A 17,011-nucleotide genomic window follows, 5' to 3' on the forward strand; every position below is an offset into this window, starting at 1 on the left:
GGGATGCTGGGCAGTGTCTGGCTGCTGGTGGCGATCCCGCTGGTCAGCGCGGCGATCCTGCTGCTGCTCGGCAAGCGGGCCGACCGCTGGGGCCACTGGCTCGGCGTGGGCGCCATCGGCGCCGCCTTCGTGCTCGGGCTGACCTACTTCTTCCAGCTCCGCGGCTTGGAGAACAAGCAGGTCGAGCTGAGCCTCTGGGACTTCATGGCGGTCGGCAACCTGAAGGTGGACTTCGGTCTGCTCTTCGACCCGCTGGCCGCGGTCTTCGTCCTGCTGATCACCGGGGTGGGCTTCCTGATCCACCTCTACGCCGTGGAGTACATGGCGCACGACAAGGGCCGGCGGCTGTTCTTCGCGTACTTCAACCTGTTCGTCGCCGCCATGCTCCTGCTGGTGCTCGGCAACAACTACGTGATGCTCTACTTCGGCTGGGAGGGCGTCGGCCTGGCGTCGTACCTGCTGATCTCCTTCTGGTACGGCCGGCCCAGCGCGGCCACCGCCGGCAAGAAGGCCTTCCTGATGAACCGGGTCGGCGACGCCGGCCTGGCCATCGGCATCTTCATCATGTTCGCCATGCTCGGCACCACCCAGTACGACGAGGTGTTCAACGGGGTCGGCTCGATGACCTCGACCACCGTGCTGGTGCTCGGCCTGCTGCTCCTGCTCGGCGCGGCCGGCAAGTCCGGTCAGTTCCCGCTCCAGGCGTGGTTGCCGGACGCGATGGAGGGCCCGACCCCGGTGTCCGCGCTCATCCACGCGGCCACCATGGTCACCGCGGGCGTCTACCTGATCGCCCGCTCCAACGCGATCTTCTCGGCCAACGAGACGCTCCAGCTCGTGGTGGTCAGCGTCGGCGCGCTCACCCTGCTGATGGGCTGCATCATCGGCGCGGCCAAGGACGACATCAAGCGCGTGCTGGCCTGGTCGACGGTGAGCCAGATCGGTTACATGTTCCTCGGCGTCGGTCTCGGCGGCGGCGCGTACGCGCTCGCCATCGTGCACCTGCTGGCGCACGGCTTCTTCAAGGCCAACATGTTCCTCGGCGCCGGCTCGGTCATGCACGGCATGAACGACCAGGTGGACATCCGCCGCTTCGGCGGGCTGTCCAAGTACATGAAGGTCACCTGGCTGACGTTCATGATGGGCTGGCTCGCCATCATCGGCATGTTCCCGTTCTCCGGCTACTTCTCGAAGGAGCCGATCATCGTGGCCGCGTTCGAGCGGGAGGGCTGGACGGCCTGGCTGTTCGGGCTGGCCGCGCTGCTCGGCGCCGGGCTCACCGCGTTCTACATGACGCGGCTGTTCGTGCTCACGTTCCACGGTCCGAAGCGCTGGACCGAGGACATCGAGCACCCGCACGAGTCGCCGAAGCTGATGACCATCCCGCTGATCCTGCTGGCGGTCGGCTCGGTCGGCGCGGGCTTCCTGCTCGCCACCTCGGTGCCGGACTGGCTCACCGCCACCAACGGGCTCGCGGCCGAGAGCGGGGAGCACGCGCCGGTGCTGGCGCACTGGCTGCTCACCGCGCTGTCGCTGCTGCTCACCGTGCTGGGCGCCGGGCTGGCCTGGTTCCTGTTCCGCTCCGGTACGGCCACCGAGCCGCAGCCGGCCGGCGTGGTGGTCACCGCCGCCCGCCGCAACCTCTACACGGACGCCTTCAACGAGGCGGTCTTCGAGAAGCCGGGCATCTTCCTCACCCGGGCGCTGGTGTTCCTCGACAACCGGGGCGTGGACGGGCTGGTGAACGGCCTGGCCGCCGCCGTGGGCGGGGGCTCGGGCCGGCTCCGGCGGCTCCAGACCGGCTTCGTGCGGTCGTACGCGACCTCGATCCTGACCGGCGCGCTGCTCGTGGTGGCGGCGTTCCTGGCGGTGCAGGCGGGGTGGTTGGCGTGATCGACCTCAACGCGGCCGCCCCCGCCGGCGGGCCACGCAGTCACGACGGAGGTAAGGCCGAATAATGTCCAACTTCCCGTTCCTCTCGGTGCTGACCGTGGCGCCGCTGGTCGGCGCCCTGGTGGTGGCACTGCTGCCGCGCAGCCGTCCCGACCTGGCCAAGCTGGTGGCGTTCGGCTGGTCGCTGCTGGTGCTGGTGCTCTCGGTGGTGATGTGGTTCGCCTTCTCCGCCGGTGGTGACCGGTTCCAGTTCCGCGAGTCGTACCCGTGGATCCCGAACTGGGGCGTGAACTTCACCTTCGAGGTGGACGGCATCGCGCTGGTCATGCTGATGCTGATCGCGATCCTGGTGCCGCTGGTGATCCTGGCGTCCTGGCACGACGCCGAGGCGTCGAAGCGTTCGGTGCCCGCGTACTTCGCTCTGCTGCTCGTCCTCGAATGCACGATGATCGGCGTCTTCGCCGCCGCCGACGTCTTCCTGTTCTACGTGTTCTTCGAGGTCATGCTGGTGCCGATGTACTTCCTGATCGGCAGCTACGGCGGCCACCAGCGGCAGTACGCGGCGGTGAAGTTCTTCCTCTACTCGCTGGTCGGCGGTCTGTTCATGCTGGCCGCGGTGATCGGCCTCTGGGTGGTCGGCGGGAAGACCTTCGACTGGCAGGCGCTGAGCCAGGCGGAGTTCGCCACCGACACGGCCCGCTGGCTGTTCCTCGGCTTCTTCGTGGCCTTCGCGATCAAGGCGCCGTTCTTCCCGTTCCACACCTGGCTGCCGGACGCCGGTGGCGCGGCACCGGCCGGTGCCGCCGCGCTGCTTGTCGGCGTGCTGGACAAGGTCGGCACGTTCGGCATCCTGCGCTACTGCCTCCCGCTGTTCCCGGAGGCGTCGCGGTGGTTCGCACCGTGGGCGCTGGCGCTGGGCGTCATCGGCATCATCTACGCCGCGCTGCTGGCGGTCGGCCAGAACGACCTGAAGCGCCTGGTGTCGTACACCTCGATCGCGCACTTCGGGTTCATCGGTGTCGGCATCTTCGCGTTCACCACCCAGGCCGGCACCGGCGCGGTGCTCTACATGCTCAACCACGGCCTGGCCACCGGCCTGCTGTTCCTGGTGGTCGGCATGCTGATCGCCCGGCGCGGATCGGCGCTGATCAGCGACTTCGGCGGCGCCGGCAAGCTGGTGCCGGTGCTCGCCGGGGTGCTGTTCTTCGCCGGTCTGGCCTCGCTGGCGCTGCCCGGTACCGCGCCGTTCGTCTCCGAGTTCCTGGTGCTGATCGGCACGTTCACGGTCAACAAGCCGGTCGCGGTGATCGCCACGCTCGGCATCATCCTGGCGGCGGCGTACGTGCTGTGGATGGTGCAGCGCACCACGCAGGGCACCCTGAACCCGGCGCTGACCGAGGTCGAGGGCATGCGACGTGACCTCACCCTGCGCGAGAAGGTGGTCGTCGCGCCGCTGATCGCGCTGATCGTGCTGCTCGGCTTCTATCCGAAGCCGGTCACCGATGTCATCAACCCCGCCGTCCAGGCGACCATGCAGGACGTCGGCAAGTCCGATCCCGCCCCTGAGGTCGGCAGCGTCCAGGAGGCTGCGAAGTGAGTGAACTGAGGCTGCCGTCGATCGACTACGCGGCACTCGCTCCCATCCTGATCATGCTGGGCGCGGCGCTGCTCGGGGTCCTGGTCGAGGCGTTCGTGCCGCGTCGCCTGCGCAACGCGGTGCAGCTCGGGCTCGCCCTGGTGGCGATGCTCGCCGCGATCGTCATGGTGATCCTGAACTCCGACGACCGGCTGATCACCATCGGCGGTGCCATCGCGATCGACGGCCCGACGCTGTTCCTCCAGGGCGCCATCCTGGTGCTCGCGGTGATGGCGCTGCTGCTCGTCGGCGAGCGCACCGTGGAGCGGGGCGGCGCGTTCGTGGCGCACGCAGCGGTCACCGCCGAGTCGGCGGAGGACCGGCGGCAGGCCGAGGGCGTCGGTGGCGCCACCGAGGTCTACCCGCTGATGTCGTTCGCGATCGGCGGCATGCTGATCTTCGTGGCGGCGAACGACCTGCTGACCATGTTCGTCGCGCTGGAGGTCTTCTCGCTGCCGCTCTACCTGCTCTGCGCGCTGGCCCGCCGCCGGCGTCTGCTGAGCCAGGAGGCGGCGCTGAAGTACTTCATGCTCGGCGCGTACGCATCGGCGTTCTTCCTGTTCGGTGTGGCCCTGATCTACGGCTTCACCTCCGGGATCCCGGGCCGTACGGCGGGCGTCGACTTCGCCACCGTGCACGCCGCGGTCACCGACTCCCCGTCCAGCCCGGTGCTGCTGTTCGCCGGCATGGCGCTGCTCGCCATCGGCCTGCTGTTCAAGGCCGCCGCCGCGCCGTTCCACGTCTGGACGCCGGACGTCTACCAGGGCGCACCGACCCCGGTCACCGGCTTCATGGCGGCCTGCACCAAGGTCGCCGCGTTCGGCGCGCTGCTGCGCGTCTTCCACGTGGCGTTCGGCGGGGCCTCCTGGGACTTCACCCCGGTGCTCGGCGCGATCGCGGTGCTGACCATGCTGGTCGGCGCCGTGCTGGCGGTCACCCAGACCGACATCAAGCGCCTGCTGGCGTACTCGTCGATCGCGAACGCCGGCTACCTGCTCGTCGGTGTGCTGGCGCCGAGCCGCGAAGGGCTCTCCGGCACCATGTTCTACCTGGCCGCGTACGGCTTCTCGGTGCTCGCCGCGTTCGCCGTGGTGACGCTGGTGCGCGACGCCGACGGGGAGGCCACCCACCTGTCCCGCTGGGCCGGGCTGGGCCGCCGCTCGCCGTTCTTCGCGGCGATCTTCACGTTCATCCTGCTGGCCTTCGCCGGTATCCCGCTGACCAGCGGTTTCACCAGCAAGTTCGCGGTCTTCGGTCCGGCCCTGGAGGCGGGCCAGGCGTGGTTGGTGATCGCGGGTGTGCTGACCAGCATGGTGCTGGCGTTCCCGTACCTGCGGGTCGTGGTGATGATGTGGCTGTCCGAGCCGGGCGAGTCCACCCCCACGGTGACCGTGCCGGGTGCGCTCACCTCGGCCGCCCTGGTCATCGGCGTGGTGGCCACGCTGGCGCTGGGCGTGGTGCCCGGCCCGCTGCTCGACCTGACGACCGGTGCCGCCGAATTCGTCAGATGACAGAGGTGATCACACCGGGGGCCGGTATGCCGTGGCGTGCCGGCCCTCGGCGTATCCCCGTCGACGAGCAGGTCGAACGGGTGTGGCATGGTTGAGGACGTGGCGAACCCGGCTGGCGAGCGTTCAGGTCAGTTCGGCGCGCTCGGCCTGCACCTCGCCGACCCGCGCGTCGAAGCCTCCGTGCTGGGCGTGCTCGACCGGGTCGAGTCGAGCCTGCGGGAGAGCGTGGCGAGCGCCGATCCGCTGGTGACAGAGGCGTCCCGGCACCTGGTGGAGGCCGGCGGCAAGCGGTTCCGTCCGCTGCTGGTGGCGCTCGGCGCCCAGTTCGGCGAGCCGGACGCACCCCAGGTCGTACCCGCCGCCGTGGTGATGGAGCTCACCCACCTGGCGACGCTCTACCACGACGACGTGATGGACGAGGCCGCAGTGCGGCGTGGCGCCCCGAGCGCCAACTCCCGCTGGACCAACTCGGTCGCCATCCTGGTCGGCGACTACCTCTTCGCCCGGGCCGCGGACATCGCCGCCGACCTGGGCCCCGAGGCGGTACGCCTGCAGGCGCGCACGTTCGCCCGGCTGGTGCACGGCCAGATCGCCGAGACTGTCGGCCCGCGCGACACCGACCCGGTCGCGCACTACCTGCACGTGATCGCCGAGAAGACCGGCTCGCTGATCGCCACGTCGGCCCGCTTCGGCGGCATGTTCGGCGGCGCGTCGCCCGAGCACATCGAGGCCCTGGCCGGGTACGGCGAGATCATCGGCGTCGCGTTCCAGCTCTCCGACGACCTGCTGGACATCGCCAGCGAGTCGGTCCAGTCCGGCAAGACCCCCGGCACCGACCTGCGCGAGGGTGTGCCCACCCTGCCGGTGCTGTACGCGCTGGCCGCCGACGACGCGGACGCGGCGAGCGTACGGCTGCGCGAGATCCTGTCCACCGGCCCGCTGGTGGACGACGCGTTGCACGCCGAGGCGCTCGGACTGCTGCGGGAGTCCCCGGCGCTCAAGCGCGCCCGGGAGACGGTGCGCAGCTACGCCGAGGACGCACGCGCCCGGCTGGCTCCGCTCCCCGAGGGGCCGGCCCGCCGCGCGCTGGAGTCGCTCTGCGACTACATCGCCGACCGCACCAGCTGATCCCCGTCGCGCCCACCCACCCTCACCCGGCCACCCCGCCGCCCTGGCCTGCCACGCTCCGGCCTCGTCGATCATGAGGTTGGCTGCCGCGTGCCCGGCGTGTCGCGCCGCCAACTTCATGATCGCCACGCCGAGGGGGCGAGCCGGGGCGGGTCGAGCGGGTCGGGCGCGAGGGCGTGGGCGGTCAGGCGAGGGTGGCAGTGGGGCGTAGGAGGCGGGCGCCGAGCAGCATCAGGACGGCGGCCACGAGCATCGCCGTAGCCGCCGTCAGCCACATCGCCGGGTAGCCGGCCGCGCCGGCCAGCGCGCCCAGGCCGAGCGGACCCAGGCAGCCGCCCGCGTACACCCCGGTCTGGGTGATCGAGGTGGCGGCGGCCGGCGCCTGCGGGTGGAGCCGGACCACGGCGAAGTTCATCAGCCCCGGCCATGCCCAGCCGAGCCCGAAGCCGAGCACCACGCCCGCGACCAGCGGCGCCGAGCCGGTCACCGCGAGCAGGATCAGGCCGGCCGAGCCGGTCAGCAGCATCCCGGCGATCAGCCCGACGTGCCCGCTGGTGCGCCGGTCGGCCAGCCAGCCGAAGCCCACCCGGGCGAGCACGCACACCACGCTCCCCAGCGTCAGCGTCAGGCCCGCCAGACCGGGGGAGAGCCCACGCGCCGCAGCCGAGTCGACGAGGAACGTGCCGAGCGCGTTCGCGGCGGCCGCCGCGAGCGTCGCGGCCAGTCCGATCACCACGAGCGGGCCTCTGCCGCCGGGACGGCGACCGGAGGCGGTCCCGGCCCGCCGGTCCCGTCCGGCCCGGGGTACGGCCGGCAGCGCGGCCAGCGCGGCCACGGCGGCCGCCACGAAGGCCCAGCGCCAGCCGGCGGTGAGCGCGACAGTGGGGACCGCCAGACCGGCCAGCAACGTGGCGGCCGGTACGGCGGCCTGCTTCACGCCGAACGAGAGACCCTGCCGGCTGGCGGGCACGTGCTCGGCCAGCGCGGCGTTGCTGGCGAGCTGCCCGAGGGCGTTGGCGGCGGCGCTCAGGGCCAGCAGCGCCACCAGGACCGGGTACGAACGGGCCAGCCCGGCCACGGCGAGCAGCGAGGCGGCGGAGAGCACGACGGCGGCCCGGGCGACCGGGGCCGGGCCGAAGCGCTCGACCAGGGCGCCGGAGGGCACCGAGGCGAGCGCGCTCACGCCGAAGTAGACCGAGACGGCGAGACCCAGCCCGGCCGGGCTGAAGCGGAGTTCGTCCGCGAGCTGTACGGCGAGCCCGCCGACCAGGAACACCGGCAGGACGCACACGATCGTGGTGAGGGTGGCACCCGCGCCGACCGTGACCGCGCGCCGGGACGTCGGAGGGGTGGCTCGCGAAACTGTTTCAGTCATCGCGAGCACACCTTACGCCCGCGCGTTTTGGCTGCTCATCGTGTCGGTGGGCGTACCGTCTGTGTCCGGTCTTCTGGCATCCTCCATCCGAACAGGCATTTCGCACTCGGCCGGTTTTTCATATGGTGTAAGTCCCCGGCGGCGGAGGTGGTTGTGCGCGACCCCTTGGCGGAACCTTCGGACCTGATCCGTAGCGTCTCCCGCGCGCTTCGCGTGCTCGAATCGGTCGGCCGTGCGCCGAGAGGGCTCACCGTGAAGCAGATCGCCCGGCGCTGCGAGCTGACTGTCGCCACCACCTACCACCTGGTGCGCACGCTCGCCTACGAGGGCTACGTGATCCGGCGCGAGGACGGGACGTACATAGTGGGGTTGGAGGTGGCCGACCGCTACCGCGAGCTGGTCACCGCGTTCCGGGGGCCGCCGGCGGTGGGTGAGGCGCTGCGTCGCGCGGCGTCGGACACCGGCTGGAGCCACTACCTCGGCCGTTTCGTCGGCGGCCAGGTGGCGGTGACCGCGTCCGCCGAGGGGCCGCGCTCGCCCTACCTGGAAGACCTGGTGCCCGGTTTCGACGAGGGCGCGCACGCCACCGCGCTCGGCAAGAGCCTGCTCGCCACGCTCACCAGCGAACAGCGCTTCCGCTACCTGCGCGAGTACGGCATGCGCCCGTTCACGAACGCCACCCTCACCAGCGTCGAGGCGTTCGAGGCGGACCTGGCCGCCGGTGACCGGCGCGGCATGCAGTTGGAACTCGGGCAGTTCCGGCAGGGCGTGGCGTGTGCCGCGGTGCTCGTCGCCCCGGACAAGGACATCGAGCGCCGGGTGGTGCTGGCGTGCGCGCTGCCGGCCGGGGAGATGATGACCTCGGCCCGGGTGGTCCGCGCCAAGCTGCTCACCGCCGCGCGGGCCATCGCCGACGGGATCGCCTCGGAGAACTGACGAGGGGCCGCCGACCTGGTGGGTCGACGGCCCCGCGCGGAGCGGTCCAGCGCCGGACCGCTCCAGGGGTGGGTCAGCTACCGATCGGGCCGCCGTCCAGACGCCAGGTGACCACCACGCCGGGCTTGGCGAAGTCGCCGTCCGGCCAGGTGGAGGCCGGGTTCTCCACCGACGCGCCGGTGACCTCGCCCGGGTGCTGCACGGCGACGAAGACCGAGCGGTTGTCACCGGTGATGAACGGGCCGCAGGTCTCCGCGCCCAGCGGCACGGTGAGGAACTGCTTCAGGTGGCCGCGCTCCGGACCCTCGACGGCGGTGGCGAACAGGCCGTCGTTGCTGCCCAGCGCGTTGCCGTCGGTGGAGATCCACAGGTTGCCGGTGGCGTCGAAGGCGACGTTGTCCGGGCAGGAGATCGGGGAGACCCTGGTCTTGTCGTACCCGGCGAAGTAGGTGGAGGCGTCGGCCGGGTCGCCGCAGACGATCGGCAGCGACCAGGAGAAGGTCTCGGCGGTGTTGTCGCCGCGGTCCTCGACCAGCTCCAGGATCTGGCCGTGCCGGTTGCTGTTGCGCGGGTTCGCCTCGTCAGCCGGCGCCTTGCCGGCCTTGCCCCGGTCGCTGTTGTTCGTCAGCGCCACGTACACCTTGCCGGTGAGCAGGCTCGGCTCGACGTCCTCCGGGCGGTCCATCTTGGTCGCGCCGACCTTGTCGCCGGCCAGCCGGGTGAAGGTGAGCACGTCCGGGGCGGTCATGCCCTCGACGTACGAGCGGTTGCCGCTGACCAGCTTGATCCAGCGGCCCCGGCCGCCGAAGCCGCCGTCGGCCGGAAGCGTGCCGGAACCGTCGATCTCGGCGGCCGGGCTGTCCCCCTCGATCTTGGCGACGTAGAGCGTGCCGGACTCCAGCAGCGTCAGGTTGTGCCGCCGGGCCACCGCTGACTTCCCCGGCATGAACTTCTTGTCCGAGACGAACTTGTAGAGGTAGTCGAAGCGCTCGTCGTCGCCCATGTACGCGACCACCCGGCCGTTGCGCGCCACGATGACGTTGGCGCCCTCGTGCTTGAACCGGCCCAGCGCGGTGTGCTTGCGCGGCTTGGACTGCGGGTCGAACGGGTCGATCTCGACGATCCAGCCGAACCGGTTCGCCTCGTTGGGGTGCTTGGCCAGGTCGAAGCGCTCGTCCGCCCGCTCCCACTTGCGGCTGCCGCTGGGGTGGCGTACGTCCGTCGGGACGCCGTAGCGGGTCAGCTTCGGCTTCTGCTCCTCCGGCGCGCCGTCGCCGCCGACGAAGTACTGGTTGAAGTTCTCCTCGCCGGAGAGCACAGTGCCCCACGGGGTGACCCCGCCGGCGCAGTTGTTGAGCGTGCCGATGACCGTCCGGCCCTTCGGGTCGGCGGCGGTACGCAGCCACGCCGACCCGGCGGCCGGGCCGGTCAGCTCGAACTTCGTGGCCAGCGCGGTGACCCGGCGGTTGTACTCGCGCCGCCCGCGCCGTACCGGCTGCCACTGCCCGGTGTTCTCCACCCGCTCCAGCTCGACCACGGACATGCCGTGCGCGGCCATCGCGACCCGCACCTGCTCCACCGTGAGCGCGTTCTGGCTGGTGAAGCCGGGGAACATCAGGTCCTCGTTCGTGTACTCGTGGTTGACCACGAGCAGTGCCCGCCGACGGTCGATCGGCAGCACGCCGACGAAGTCGTTGTTGTAGCCGAACTGCTTGGACTGGGCGGCGGCGGTCTGCCGGCCCAGGTTGAACGCGGGCGCGCCGGGGACGACCTCGTCACCCCAGCGGATCACGACGGAGTGGTCGTACCCGTTCGGCACGACGAGGGTGTCGAGCTTGTTCGGCGGGATCGGCTTGAACGTCAGCGCGCCGCTGCCCGGGTGGCCGGCGCCGGTGGCGGCCACGTCGCCGCCGGGGGCGGGCGGGGCGGCGGGAGCGGCGGCGGCCGGGGTGGCGCCGGCGAGCGCGCCGGCGGCGGCGCCACCGAAGCCGAGCACCAGCGCGCCGACCGCGCCGGCCCGGACCACGCCGCGCCGGGAGATCTCGGTGCCGACCACGTCGCCGAAGTACGGGTTGTCGGTCGGGTTCGGCACCGGGTGGTCGCACGCGTTGCCGCACCGGTACAGGCAGGTCATGGCGTCGCGGCTGCCGTGGCGGGTGCCGCCCAGCAGCGGAAGCAGGCGAGGCCGGTCGCTCATGGGGTGGAGCCTCCTGATCGGATGTCGGGGAAGGCGCCGGGCGAGACGGCCCGGGCGCTTACCCGCCGGACGCTGCCAGGGCCCGGTGAGCGGGGATCGGCCCGGATCTGAACCGGACGTGAACAGCTCCGCCCTGACCTGCGGATGAACCGTTCGGCGTCACGGCACGTATGGAAGGACGAACGCATCGCCCGGTTTCCCGCTGCCGGAAGCGAGGTACCGCCATCAGCGACCACGACGCCCAACTGCTGCGCGCGCTGCACGACGAGCACGCCGACGCGCTGTACGCGCACGCCCTGCGGCTGGTCAACGGCGATCGGCCCCGGGCCGAGGACCTGGTGCAGGAGACGCTGCTGCGCGCCTGGCGGCACCCCGAGTCGCTGGACCCGCGACGCGGCTCGGTACGCGCCTGGCTGTTCACCACCGCGCGGAACCTGGCCATCGACGCCTGGCGGCGACGCTCGGCCCGGGTCGGCGAGGTCTACACGGACGAGCTGCCCGAGACCGCCGAGACTGTCGACGAGACCGAGCGCGCGGTGGAGGCGTGGACCGTCGCCGAGGCGCTCAACCGGCTCAGCCCGACCCACCGGGAGGTGCTGGTCGAGTGCTTCTACCAGGGGCGTTCGGTGGCCGAGGCGGCGGCGCGGCTGGGCGTACCACCGGGGACGGTGAAGTCGCGTACCCACTACGCGCTGCGCTCACTACGGTTGGCGCTGGCCGAGATGGGGGTGACCGGATGACACGCTGCGAGTTCGCACACGACGACGGGGCGTACGTGCTCGGCGCCCTCGCCCCGGCGGACCGGGTCGCCTACGAGCGCCACCTGGCCGGCTGCGCGCAGTGCCGGGAGGCGGTGGCCGAGATCGCCGTGCTGCCCGGCCTGCTGGGCCGCCTCGACCCGGCCGGGTTGGAGCAGTTCCTGGAGGTCGGGCCGGAGACGTCGCGGGTACCAGCGCTGCTCGACGCCGCGCGCGAGCGCAAGCGCCGTGAGCGGTCGCGCTCCCGCCGACGGTACGCGCTGACAGCGCTCGCCGCCGCCGCGCTCGCGGTGCTGGCCGGCGTCGGGGTGGGGCTCGTGCAGTCGCCCGCCGAGCCGACGAAGCCGCCGGTGGCGCTGGCCTCCATGCGGCCGGTGGCCGGGACGGTGCCGGTGCACGCCGAGGTGGGGCTGACCGAGACGCCGTGGGGCACCGAGGTCACCATGCACTGCGGGTACGACAGGCGGGCCGGGCACCGGGAGGCGTACACGTTCCGGCTGGTGGCGCACGGTCCGGACGGCGCGACGGAGCAGATCGGCTCGTGGCTCGCCGCCCCCGGCGACGACCTGCGCTTCTCCGGCGTCACCCGCTTCACCAAGGGCGAGCTGGTCCGCCTGGAGCTGCTCCGAGGCGCCGATTCCCCCGTCCTGGCCTACGACCTCCGCTGACCCTCGGCCGTCGCCCGCCCTCTCCCGCCTCGTCGATCTTGCGGTTTCGGCCCCCGGGTGTGGGTCTTTCGCCCGCTTTGCCGGGGCGGAAAATGCAAGATCAGCAGGACGGGGTGGGGGTGGGGGACGCGGTGCGGGCGGCCTGGCGGGTGCGGTGGGAGTGGCGCAGGGCGTCGGCGGTGAAGACCACCAGGGCGAGCCAGACCAGGGCGAAGCCGGCCAGCCGGGCCGGTGGCATCGGCTCGTGGAAGATCAGCACGCCGCAGCCGAGCTGGAGGATCGGCGCGAGGTACTGCAACATGCCGACAGTGGACAGCGGCAGCCGGTTCGCCGCCCCGGCGAAGAGCAGCAACGGGATCGCGGTGGCGGCGCCGGCGAGCACCAGCAGCGCGGTGTGCCCGGCCGAGACGTGCCCGAACGTCGAGTCGCCGCGCGCCGACAGCCACCCCAGGTAGGCCAGCGCGGGCAGCGCCAGCACCGCCGACTCGACGAACAGCCCCTCCGTGGCGGGCAGCGCGAGCCGCTTCTTGACCAGCCCGTACCCGGCGAAGCTGAACGCCAGGGTGAGCGCCAGCCAGGGCAGCCGGCCGTAGTCGACGGTGAGCACCGCCACCGCCAGCGCGCCGACACCCAGTGCCGCCCACTGCGCCCGGCGCAGCCGTTCCCGCAGCACCAGGACGCCGAACAGCACCGACACCAGCGGGTTGATGAAGTAGCCGAGCGCCGTCTCCACCACCCGGTCGGAGTTCACGCCGTAGATGTACGTACCCCAGTTGACGGCGATCAGCGCGGCGGCCAGCCCGATGCCGGCGAGCGCGCGTCGCCGCCGGGCCAGCCTGCGCAGGAAGCGGACGTGCCGCGTGGCGGCCAGCAGCAGCGCCACGAACGCCACCGACCAGAGGATCCGGTGCGCGAGGATCTCCACCGGCCCGGCCGGGCGCAGCAGCTTCAGGTAGATCGGGAAGAAACCCCAGATCAGGTACGCGCCGACGCCGTACAGGTAGCCGAGCCGGAGCTGGTTCACGGCTCCACCGTAAGTGGTGGGCCGCCCGACTGGTCCTTATCGGTGACCGGCGTCACCCGCTGATCCAGCTCCATCCACCGCTCCGTCCCGACCGGCCGGAAGCCGACCTTCGCGTAGACCCCGTGCGCGTCGAGAGTGGCCAGCAGGATCCGGCGTACGCCCAGCTCGGCCAGGTGGTCGCGGACCGCGCCGGCCAGCCAGGAGCCCAGCCCGCGACCCCGCTCGGCCGGGTCCACGTACACGTCGCAGAGCCAGGCGAACGTGGCCCGGTCGGTGACCACGCGGGCGACAGCCACCTGAGCGCCGTCACCCGGCCGGTAGACGCCGAAGCCGATCGAGCCGGCGAACGCGCGTGCCACCGTCTCCCGCTCCCGCCCCAGCGCCCAGTACGCGTCGGTGGAGAGCCAGACGTGCACCCGGTCCAGGTCGAGCCGGTCCGGGTCGGTGCTGATCTCGTAGCCGTCCGCGCGGGTCAGGGTGAACACCCGGCCGAGGCTAGTACCGCGACCCGGCCCGCACGCCAGCCAATTCCCTCCTGCTGGCCTGGTGGCCCCGGCCGGCGTGACCGGCCGGGGGCCGGCGTGTCAGTCGCGGTCGAGGACCGCGCCGAGGATCCAGGTGACGATGCCGACGAACAGCGCGCCCAGTACCGCCTCCGGCCAGAACCCGTCCACGTGGAACGGCAGTCCGGCCTCACCGGCGATCCAGCTGGTGAGCAGGAAGAGCAGGCCGTTCACCACGAGCGCGATCAAACCGAGGGTCAGCAGGTAGAAGCCGCACCCCACGGTCTTGATGATCGGCTGGAGCACCGCGTTCACCACGCCGAAGATGACCGCGACGAGCACCAGCGTGGTCACCGTCTCGACGGTCGAGCCGGAGTCGAGCGAGATGCCGGGGATGATCAGCGTGGCGAGCCAGAACGCCACGGCCGTCGAGCCCACGCGAATCAGAAGACCCTTCAGGAAATCCATGGCCGGGATCGTGCCACGGCCGTACCACCAGGGGAAGCTGCCATGCCGGGGCCTGCCGGGCCTGCCGACCTGCTGGGCCGTGCGGGCGCACGGGCCGCCGCCTGCCGGGCCGGTGCCTCAGTGCCGGGCCGGACGGCCGACGAGTTGCGACTCGACGGGTGTGGGCGAGAGCAGCGCCCAGCGCAGGGCCCGCCGGTTGACCACCGCCACCATGTCGTCGCGGATCCGGGTCAGCCACTCGGCGGAGCCGCCCAGACCCAGCGCCGCGCCCGCCAACGCGGCCTCGTCCGGGTCGAGCGGCTGGAGGACGGCCAGGTCCGCGCGGGCCAACGCGGGCGCGTCGGCCGGCGTCAGCTCGTCGCGCACCACCAGGACCGACTGCCAGGCGGCGGCTGGACCGGCCTCCGGCGGCACCGGGCCGGCGTCCACCACCACCAGCAGCGGGTGCAGCGGCGAGCCGGGGGCGCCGCCGATCGGGCGCCCCGGTGGAAGCAGCGGTACGCCACCACCGAGCGTCCCGACGCCGCGCGCGAACGGCTCCCAGAACCGGGGACGGCCGGTCTGCACCACCACGCGCGCGCCGAGCGCCAGCGCCCGCAGCAGGAGAAGCTGCGCCGCGGGCACGCCGCCGACGAGCAGCACCCGGGTCGGAGCCGGCCGGAACAGCCGCACCGTGAGCGCGGTGCCGTGCCGGTTGGCACCCACCATCAGCCCGGCGGCGGCCGAGGGCAGGTCCAGTGCGGGCGGAGGCGACCCGGCCGCCGGGCTGACCCCCGCAGAGGCCGCCAACGGCAGCGTGGCGGCCAGCCCGGCCAGGTGCTCACCGTCGAGCCGGCGCAGCTCACCACCGACGTCCCCGGTGACCCGGCGCAGCGTGCGTTCCGCGGCCGACAACTCGGCCGCGGACCCGGCCGCCACCCGTACCGCCAGCTCGGCCGGGACCGGTGCCGGGCCGGTGCGCGGACCGACGGTGAGCGCGACGGTGGTGGCGGTGGCGGGGAGCGCGAGCAGTCGCCCGACCAGCCCGCGAGCCGCCTCGCCGTGCGGATCCGGCCACCGGCGCAACCGCCAGGTGGCCTGCGTCAAGCCACCCACGGTGAGCAGTGGCCAGGTCTCCCGCACCGGTGCGCCGGGCTCGTGATGGGCCAGCTCGGCGATCACCCGCAACGCCGCGTCGCCGCCCAGCGGCCGGGCGGTGAGCGGGCCGAGCCGGCGGACCAGCCGCCGCAGGGTGCCGGACAGCGTACGCAACAGGTCCTCGTCCGGCCGGCCGTCGGCGCGCAGCACCTGGACGGCCAGCACCACGCGTGCCCGCCCGGCCACCCGCCCGTCGGTGAGCTGGCGGTACGACGTCCCGGCCGGGCCGCCGGCGATCGCGGGCGCGGGTGCGGGCGACGACGAGAACACCAGTTGCAGCCGGATCGCGGGGGCGTCCGGACCGGCCGGGGGCAGCAGGTCGAACGGCGTCGGCAGCTCGCGGGCGTGCTCGCCGAGCAGGTCGTCCGGGTCGCCCAGCTCCAGCAGCGCGGTCAGGCCGGCGGCATCGTGCAGCACGGCGGCGCCGCCGGACGCCTCCGTCGCCCCGATCACCGAACCCGGCCGGAGCAGTTCCAGCAGCGCCACCGGATCGGCTGCCGGTGGCAGGGCGCGACGCCGGGTCAGGTACGCGGCGGCGGTGGCGAGCCACTCGTGCAGCCATCGGCCCCGCACCCGCACCCACGCGGCCGGCAGCAGCAGCGCGGCCGACAGCAGCGCGACGGCCGTCGGCACCACGCCCCGCCCGGCGGCCGCGATCACCACCGCCGCTGCCACCTGGGTCGCCACGATCTGGCCGGCGCGCAGTCGGGCTGCCGGACGGGTCGTCCACTGTGGTCTTCGGACCGGGGCGGACGCGTGCCGCTCGGACGTGCTCGCGGTCACCGCACCTCCTCGCCGGACCTCCGCGTGACGCTGCCGTGGCTCATCGTAGTGGGCCGGTTGTCCACAGGGGAGCCCGCAGGGGTAGCAGAACCGGAGTCGGACGGCTACCGTCAGCGACGAAATCGTCGAGATGCGTGCCCGCCGCCGCCAGGCTTCCCCTCCACCGGCCCCGGGTGCCGCCGACGAGTCCACGGTGGTCACACGCTGGCCAGCCACGACCGAGGAGACGAGGTGACGTCCGGGATGTCCCAGACCCAGGCAGAAGCCGCGGTGATGCAGCAGACCGCCGCGAAGTTCGAGCAGGTCGACCAGTCGCTCCAGACCATGCTCAGCGGCCTGATGGCCGAGCTGGAGGTGCTGCAACAGGCCTGGCGGGGTGCCGGCGGGCGCTCGTTCGCGCAGGTCAAGCAGCAGTGGGCACAGGATCAGGCCACCCTTCAGCGAGCGCTGCGCGAGACCGCCACCGCGATCCGCACCGCCGGCCGGCAGTACGACGTCTCCGACACCGAGGCCGCCGGCCGGGTGGCGGGCACCAACCGCGGCATCCAGCTGCCCCTCTGACAACCGGAAGGATCGACTCATGGAGCACGGTGTGCTGGTCGTCAACTTCGCCGCCCTGCAACAGGCCGGCGCCGACATCCAACGGGCGCTGTCCACAATGGAGAGCCAGCTCGGTCAGCTCGAACGCGACGCCGCCCCGCTGGTGGCGAGCTGGGACGGCGAGGCCCGCGAGGCGTACGAGGTACGGCAGTCCCGGTGGCGGTCCGCCTCGCAGGATCTCCAGGCGATGCTGCGCGACATCAAGCTCGCGGTGGAGGACTCCGCGGCCGACTACCTCGACACCGAGAAGCGCAACGCCAACCTGTTCCAGTGAACCGACGCCGCGCGGCCCGGGCAGGTGACCCGGGCCGCGCGGCGGGGTGAGTGTCCGGCGGTCGTCTGGGCGCCGCCCGGCCCGGCCGGTGGGGCGCCCGCCCACGCCGGCGCGCGCCCC

At 72.6% G+C, this 17,011-nt stretch carries 15 protein-coding genes; 9 read left to right on the forward strand and 6 right to left on the reverse strand.

All coding sequences use genetic code 11. The annotated features are described in order from the left end of the window. Positions 1 to 3: 3 nt before the first annotated feature. From nuoL to AB0D28_RS17765, 4 genes are all read left to right on the forward strand, one after another. The gene (gene nuoL, locus AB0D28_RS17750; protein WP_357386951.1) at positions 4 to 1,893 is read left to right on the forward strand and encodes an NADH-quinone oxidoreductase subunit L; all 1,890 of its coding nucleotides are present in this window, start codon (positions 4 to 6) and stop codon (positions 1,891 to 1,893) included. Positions 1,894 to 1,957: 64 nt separating this feature from the next. Then, the gene (locus tag AB0D28_RS17755) at positions 1,958 to 3,490 is read left to right on the forward strand and encodes an NADH-quinone oxidoreductase subunit M (RefSeq protein ID WP_013473559.1); all 1,533 of its coding nucleotides are present in this window, start codon (positions 1,958 to 1,960) and stop codon (positions 3,488 to 3,490) included. Next, positions 3,487 to 5,040 (forward strand): NADH-quinone oxidoreductase subunit NuoN, encoded by a 1,554-nt coding sequence (nuoN, locus tag AB0D28_RS17760; protein ID WP_357386923.1) that lies wholly within the window; start codon positions 3,487 to 3,489, stop codon positions 5,038 to 5,040. The genes AB0D28_RS17755 and nuoN overlap by 4 nt, the downstream gene beginning before the upstream one ends. An 87-nt stretch (positions 5,041 to 5,127) precedes the next feature. Next, positions 5,128 to 6,168, forward strand: coding sequence for a polyprenyl synthetase family protein (locus tag AB0D28_RS17765; RefSeq protein ID WP_357386925.1), 1,041 nt, complete (start codon positions 5,128 to 5,130; stop codon positions 6,166 to 6,168). A 184-nt stretch (positions 6,169 to 6,352) separates the two neighbouring features. Here AB0D28_RS17765 and AB0D28_RS17770 read toward each other — a convergent pair whose 3' ends face one another. Then, positions 6,353 to 7,543 (reverse strand): MFS transporter, encoded by a 1,191-nt coding sequence (locus AB0D28_RS17770; protein WP_357386927.1) that lies wholly within the window; start codon positions 7,541 to 7,543, stop codon positions 6,353 to 6,355. Positions 7,544 to 7,696: 153 nt separating this feature from the next. On the opposite strand from AB0D28_RS17770, the gene AB0D28_RS17775 reads away from it, so the two are divergent. Beyond that, on the forward strand, positions 7,697 to 8,479 hold the full coding sequence (locus AB0D28_RS17775) for a helix-turn-helix domain-containing protein (protein WP_357386929.1): 783 nt from the start codon (positions 7,697 to 7,699) through the stop codon (positions 8,477 to 8,479). Positions 8,480 to 8,552: 73 nt separating this feature from the next. Here the strand turns inward: AB0D28_RS17775 and AB0D28_RS17780 are convergent, their stop codons facing one another. Then, entirely contained in the window at positions 8,553 to 10,676 is a 2,124-nt protein-coding gene (locus AB0D28_RS17780) for a PhoX family phosphatase (protein ID WP_357386931.1), read from the reverse strand. A 170-nt stretch (positions 10,677 to 10,846) separates the two neighbouring features. On the opposite strand from AB0D28_RS17780, the gene AB0D28_RS17785 reads away from it, so the two are divergent. Together AB0D28_RS17785 and AB0D28_RS17790 are read left to right on the forward strand one after the other, a co-directional pair. Further along, positions 10,847 to 11,416, forward strand: a complete 570-nt coding sequence (locus AB0D28_RS17785) for a sigma-70 family RNA polymerase sigma factor (RefSeq protein WP_357386933.1) — start codon at positions 10,847 to 10,849, stop codon at positions 11,414 to 11,416. Continuing rightward, the gene (locus AB0D28_RS17790) at positions 11,413 to 12,102 is read left to right on the forward strand and encodes a zf-HC2 domain-containing protein (RefSeq protein WP_357386935.1); all 690 of its coding nucleotides are present in this window, start codon (positions 11,413 to 11,415) and stop codon (positions 12,100 to 12,102) included. Before AB0D28_RS17785 ends, AB0D28_RS17790 begins: the two co-directional genes overlap by 4 nt. A 100-nt stretch (positions 12,103 to 12,202) precedes the next feature. On the opposite strand, the gene rarD is transcribed toward AB0D28_RS17790, so the two are convergent. From rarD to eccE, 4 genes are all read right to left on the reverse strand, one after another. Next, entirely contained in the window at positions 12,203 to 13,126 is a 924-nt protein-coding gene (gene rarD / locus AB0D28_RS17795; RefSeq protein ID WP_357386937.1) for an EamA family transporter RarD, read from the reverse strand. Next, complete coding sequence (locus AB0D28_RS17800) at positions 13,123 to 13,611, reverse strand: GNAT family N-acetyltransferase (RefSeq protein WP_357386939.1); 489 nt, start codon at positions 13,609 to 13,611, stop codon at positions 13,123 to 13,125. The genes rarD and AB0D28_RS17800 overlap by 4 nt, the downstream gene beginning before the upstream one ends. 99 nt (positions 13,612 to 13,710) lie before the next feature. Continuing rightward, entirely contained in the window at positions 13,711 to 14,097 is a 387-nt protein-coding gene (locus AB0D28_RS17805; protein WP_357386941.1) for a phage holin family protein, read from the reverse strand. 117 nt (positions 14,098 to 14,214) lie between these two features. Further along, positions 14,215 to 16,017, reverse strand: a complete 1,803-nt coding sequence (gene eccE / locus AB0D28_RS17810; RefSeq protein WP_357386943.1) for a type VII secretion protein EccE — start codon at positions 16,015 to 16,017, stop codon at positions 14,215 to 14,217. A gap of 243 nt (positions 16,018 to 16,260) precedes the next feature. Here eccE and AB0D28_RS17815 point away from each other — a divergent pair, with 243 nt between their 5' ends. Both AB0D28_RS17815 and AB0D28_RS17820 read left to right on the forward strand, forming a co-directional pair. Beyond that, positions 16,261 to 16,578, forward strand: coding sequence for a WXG100 family type VII secretion target (locus tag AB0D28_RS17815; RefSeq protein ID WP_107154692.1), 318 nt, complete (start codon positions 16,261 to 16,263; stop codon positions 16,576 to 16,578). Between the two features lie 19 nt (positions 16,579 to 16,597). Continuing rightward, positions 16,598 to 16,891, forward strand: coding sequence for a WXG100 family type VII secretion target (locus AB0D28_RS17820; protein WP_357386945.1), 294 nt, complete (start codon positions 16,598 to 16,600; stop codon positions 16,889 to 16,891). Positions 16,892 to 17,011: the final 120 nt, after the last annotated feature.

Origin of the sequence: Micromonospora sp. NPDC048169 (assembly GCF_040652815.1) — a bacterium.
Lineage (GTDB): Bacteria > Actinomycetota > Actinomycetes > Mycobacteriales > Micromonosporaceae > Micromonospora.

Excerpts from the sequence above, each read along its gene's own strand:
- nuoL (WP_357386951.1), top strand. The coding sequence starts at position 4 with ATGCTGGGCAGTGTCTGGCTGCTGGTGGCGATCCCGCTGGTCAGCGCG.
- AB0D28_RS17755 (WP_013473559.1), top strand. The coding sequence starts at position 1,958 with ATGTCCAACTTCCCGTTCCTCTCGGTGCTGACCGTGGCGCCGCTGGTC.
- AB0D28_RS17765 (WP_357386925.1), top strand. The coding sequence starts at position 5,128 with ATGGTTGAGGACGTGGCGAACCCGGCTGGCGAGCGTTCAGGTCAGTTC.
- AB0D28_RS17770 (WP_357386927.1), bottom strand. The coding sequence starts at position 7,543 with ATGACTGAAACAGTTTCGCGAGCCACCCCTCCGACGTCCCGGCGCGCG.
- AB0D28_RS17780 (WP_357386931.1), bottom strand. The coding sequence starts at position 10,676 with ATGAGCGACCGGCCTCGCCTGCTTCCGCTGCTGGGCGGCACCCGCCAC.
- AB0D28_RS17785 (WP_357386933.1), top strand. The coding sequence starts at position 10,847 with ATGGAAGGACGAACGCATCGCCCGGTTTCCCGCTGCCGGAAGCGAGGT.
- AB0D28_RS17790 (WP_357386935.1), top strand. The coding sequence starts at position 11,413 with ATGACACGCTGCGAGTTCGCACACGACGACGGGGCGTACGTGCTCGGC.
- AB0D28_RS17805 (WP_357386941.1), bottom strand. The coding sequence starts at position 14,097 with ATGGATTTCCTGAAGGGTCTTCTGATTCGCGTGGGCTCGACGGCCGTG.
- AB0D28_RS17815 (WP_107154692.1), top strand. The coding sequence starts at position 16,261 with ATGTCCCAGACCCAGGCAGAAGCCGCGGTGATGCAGCAGACCGCCGCG.
- AB0D28_RS17820 (WP_357386945.1), top strand. The coding sequence starts at position 16,598 with ATGGAGCACGGTGTGCTGGTCGTCAACTTCGCCGCCCTGCAACAGGCC.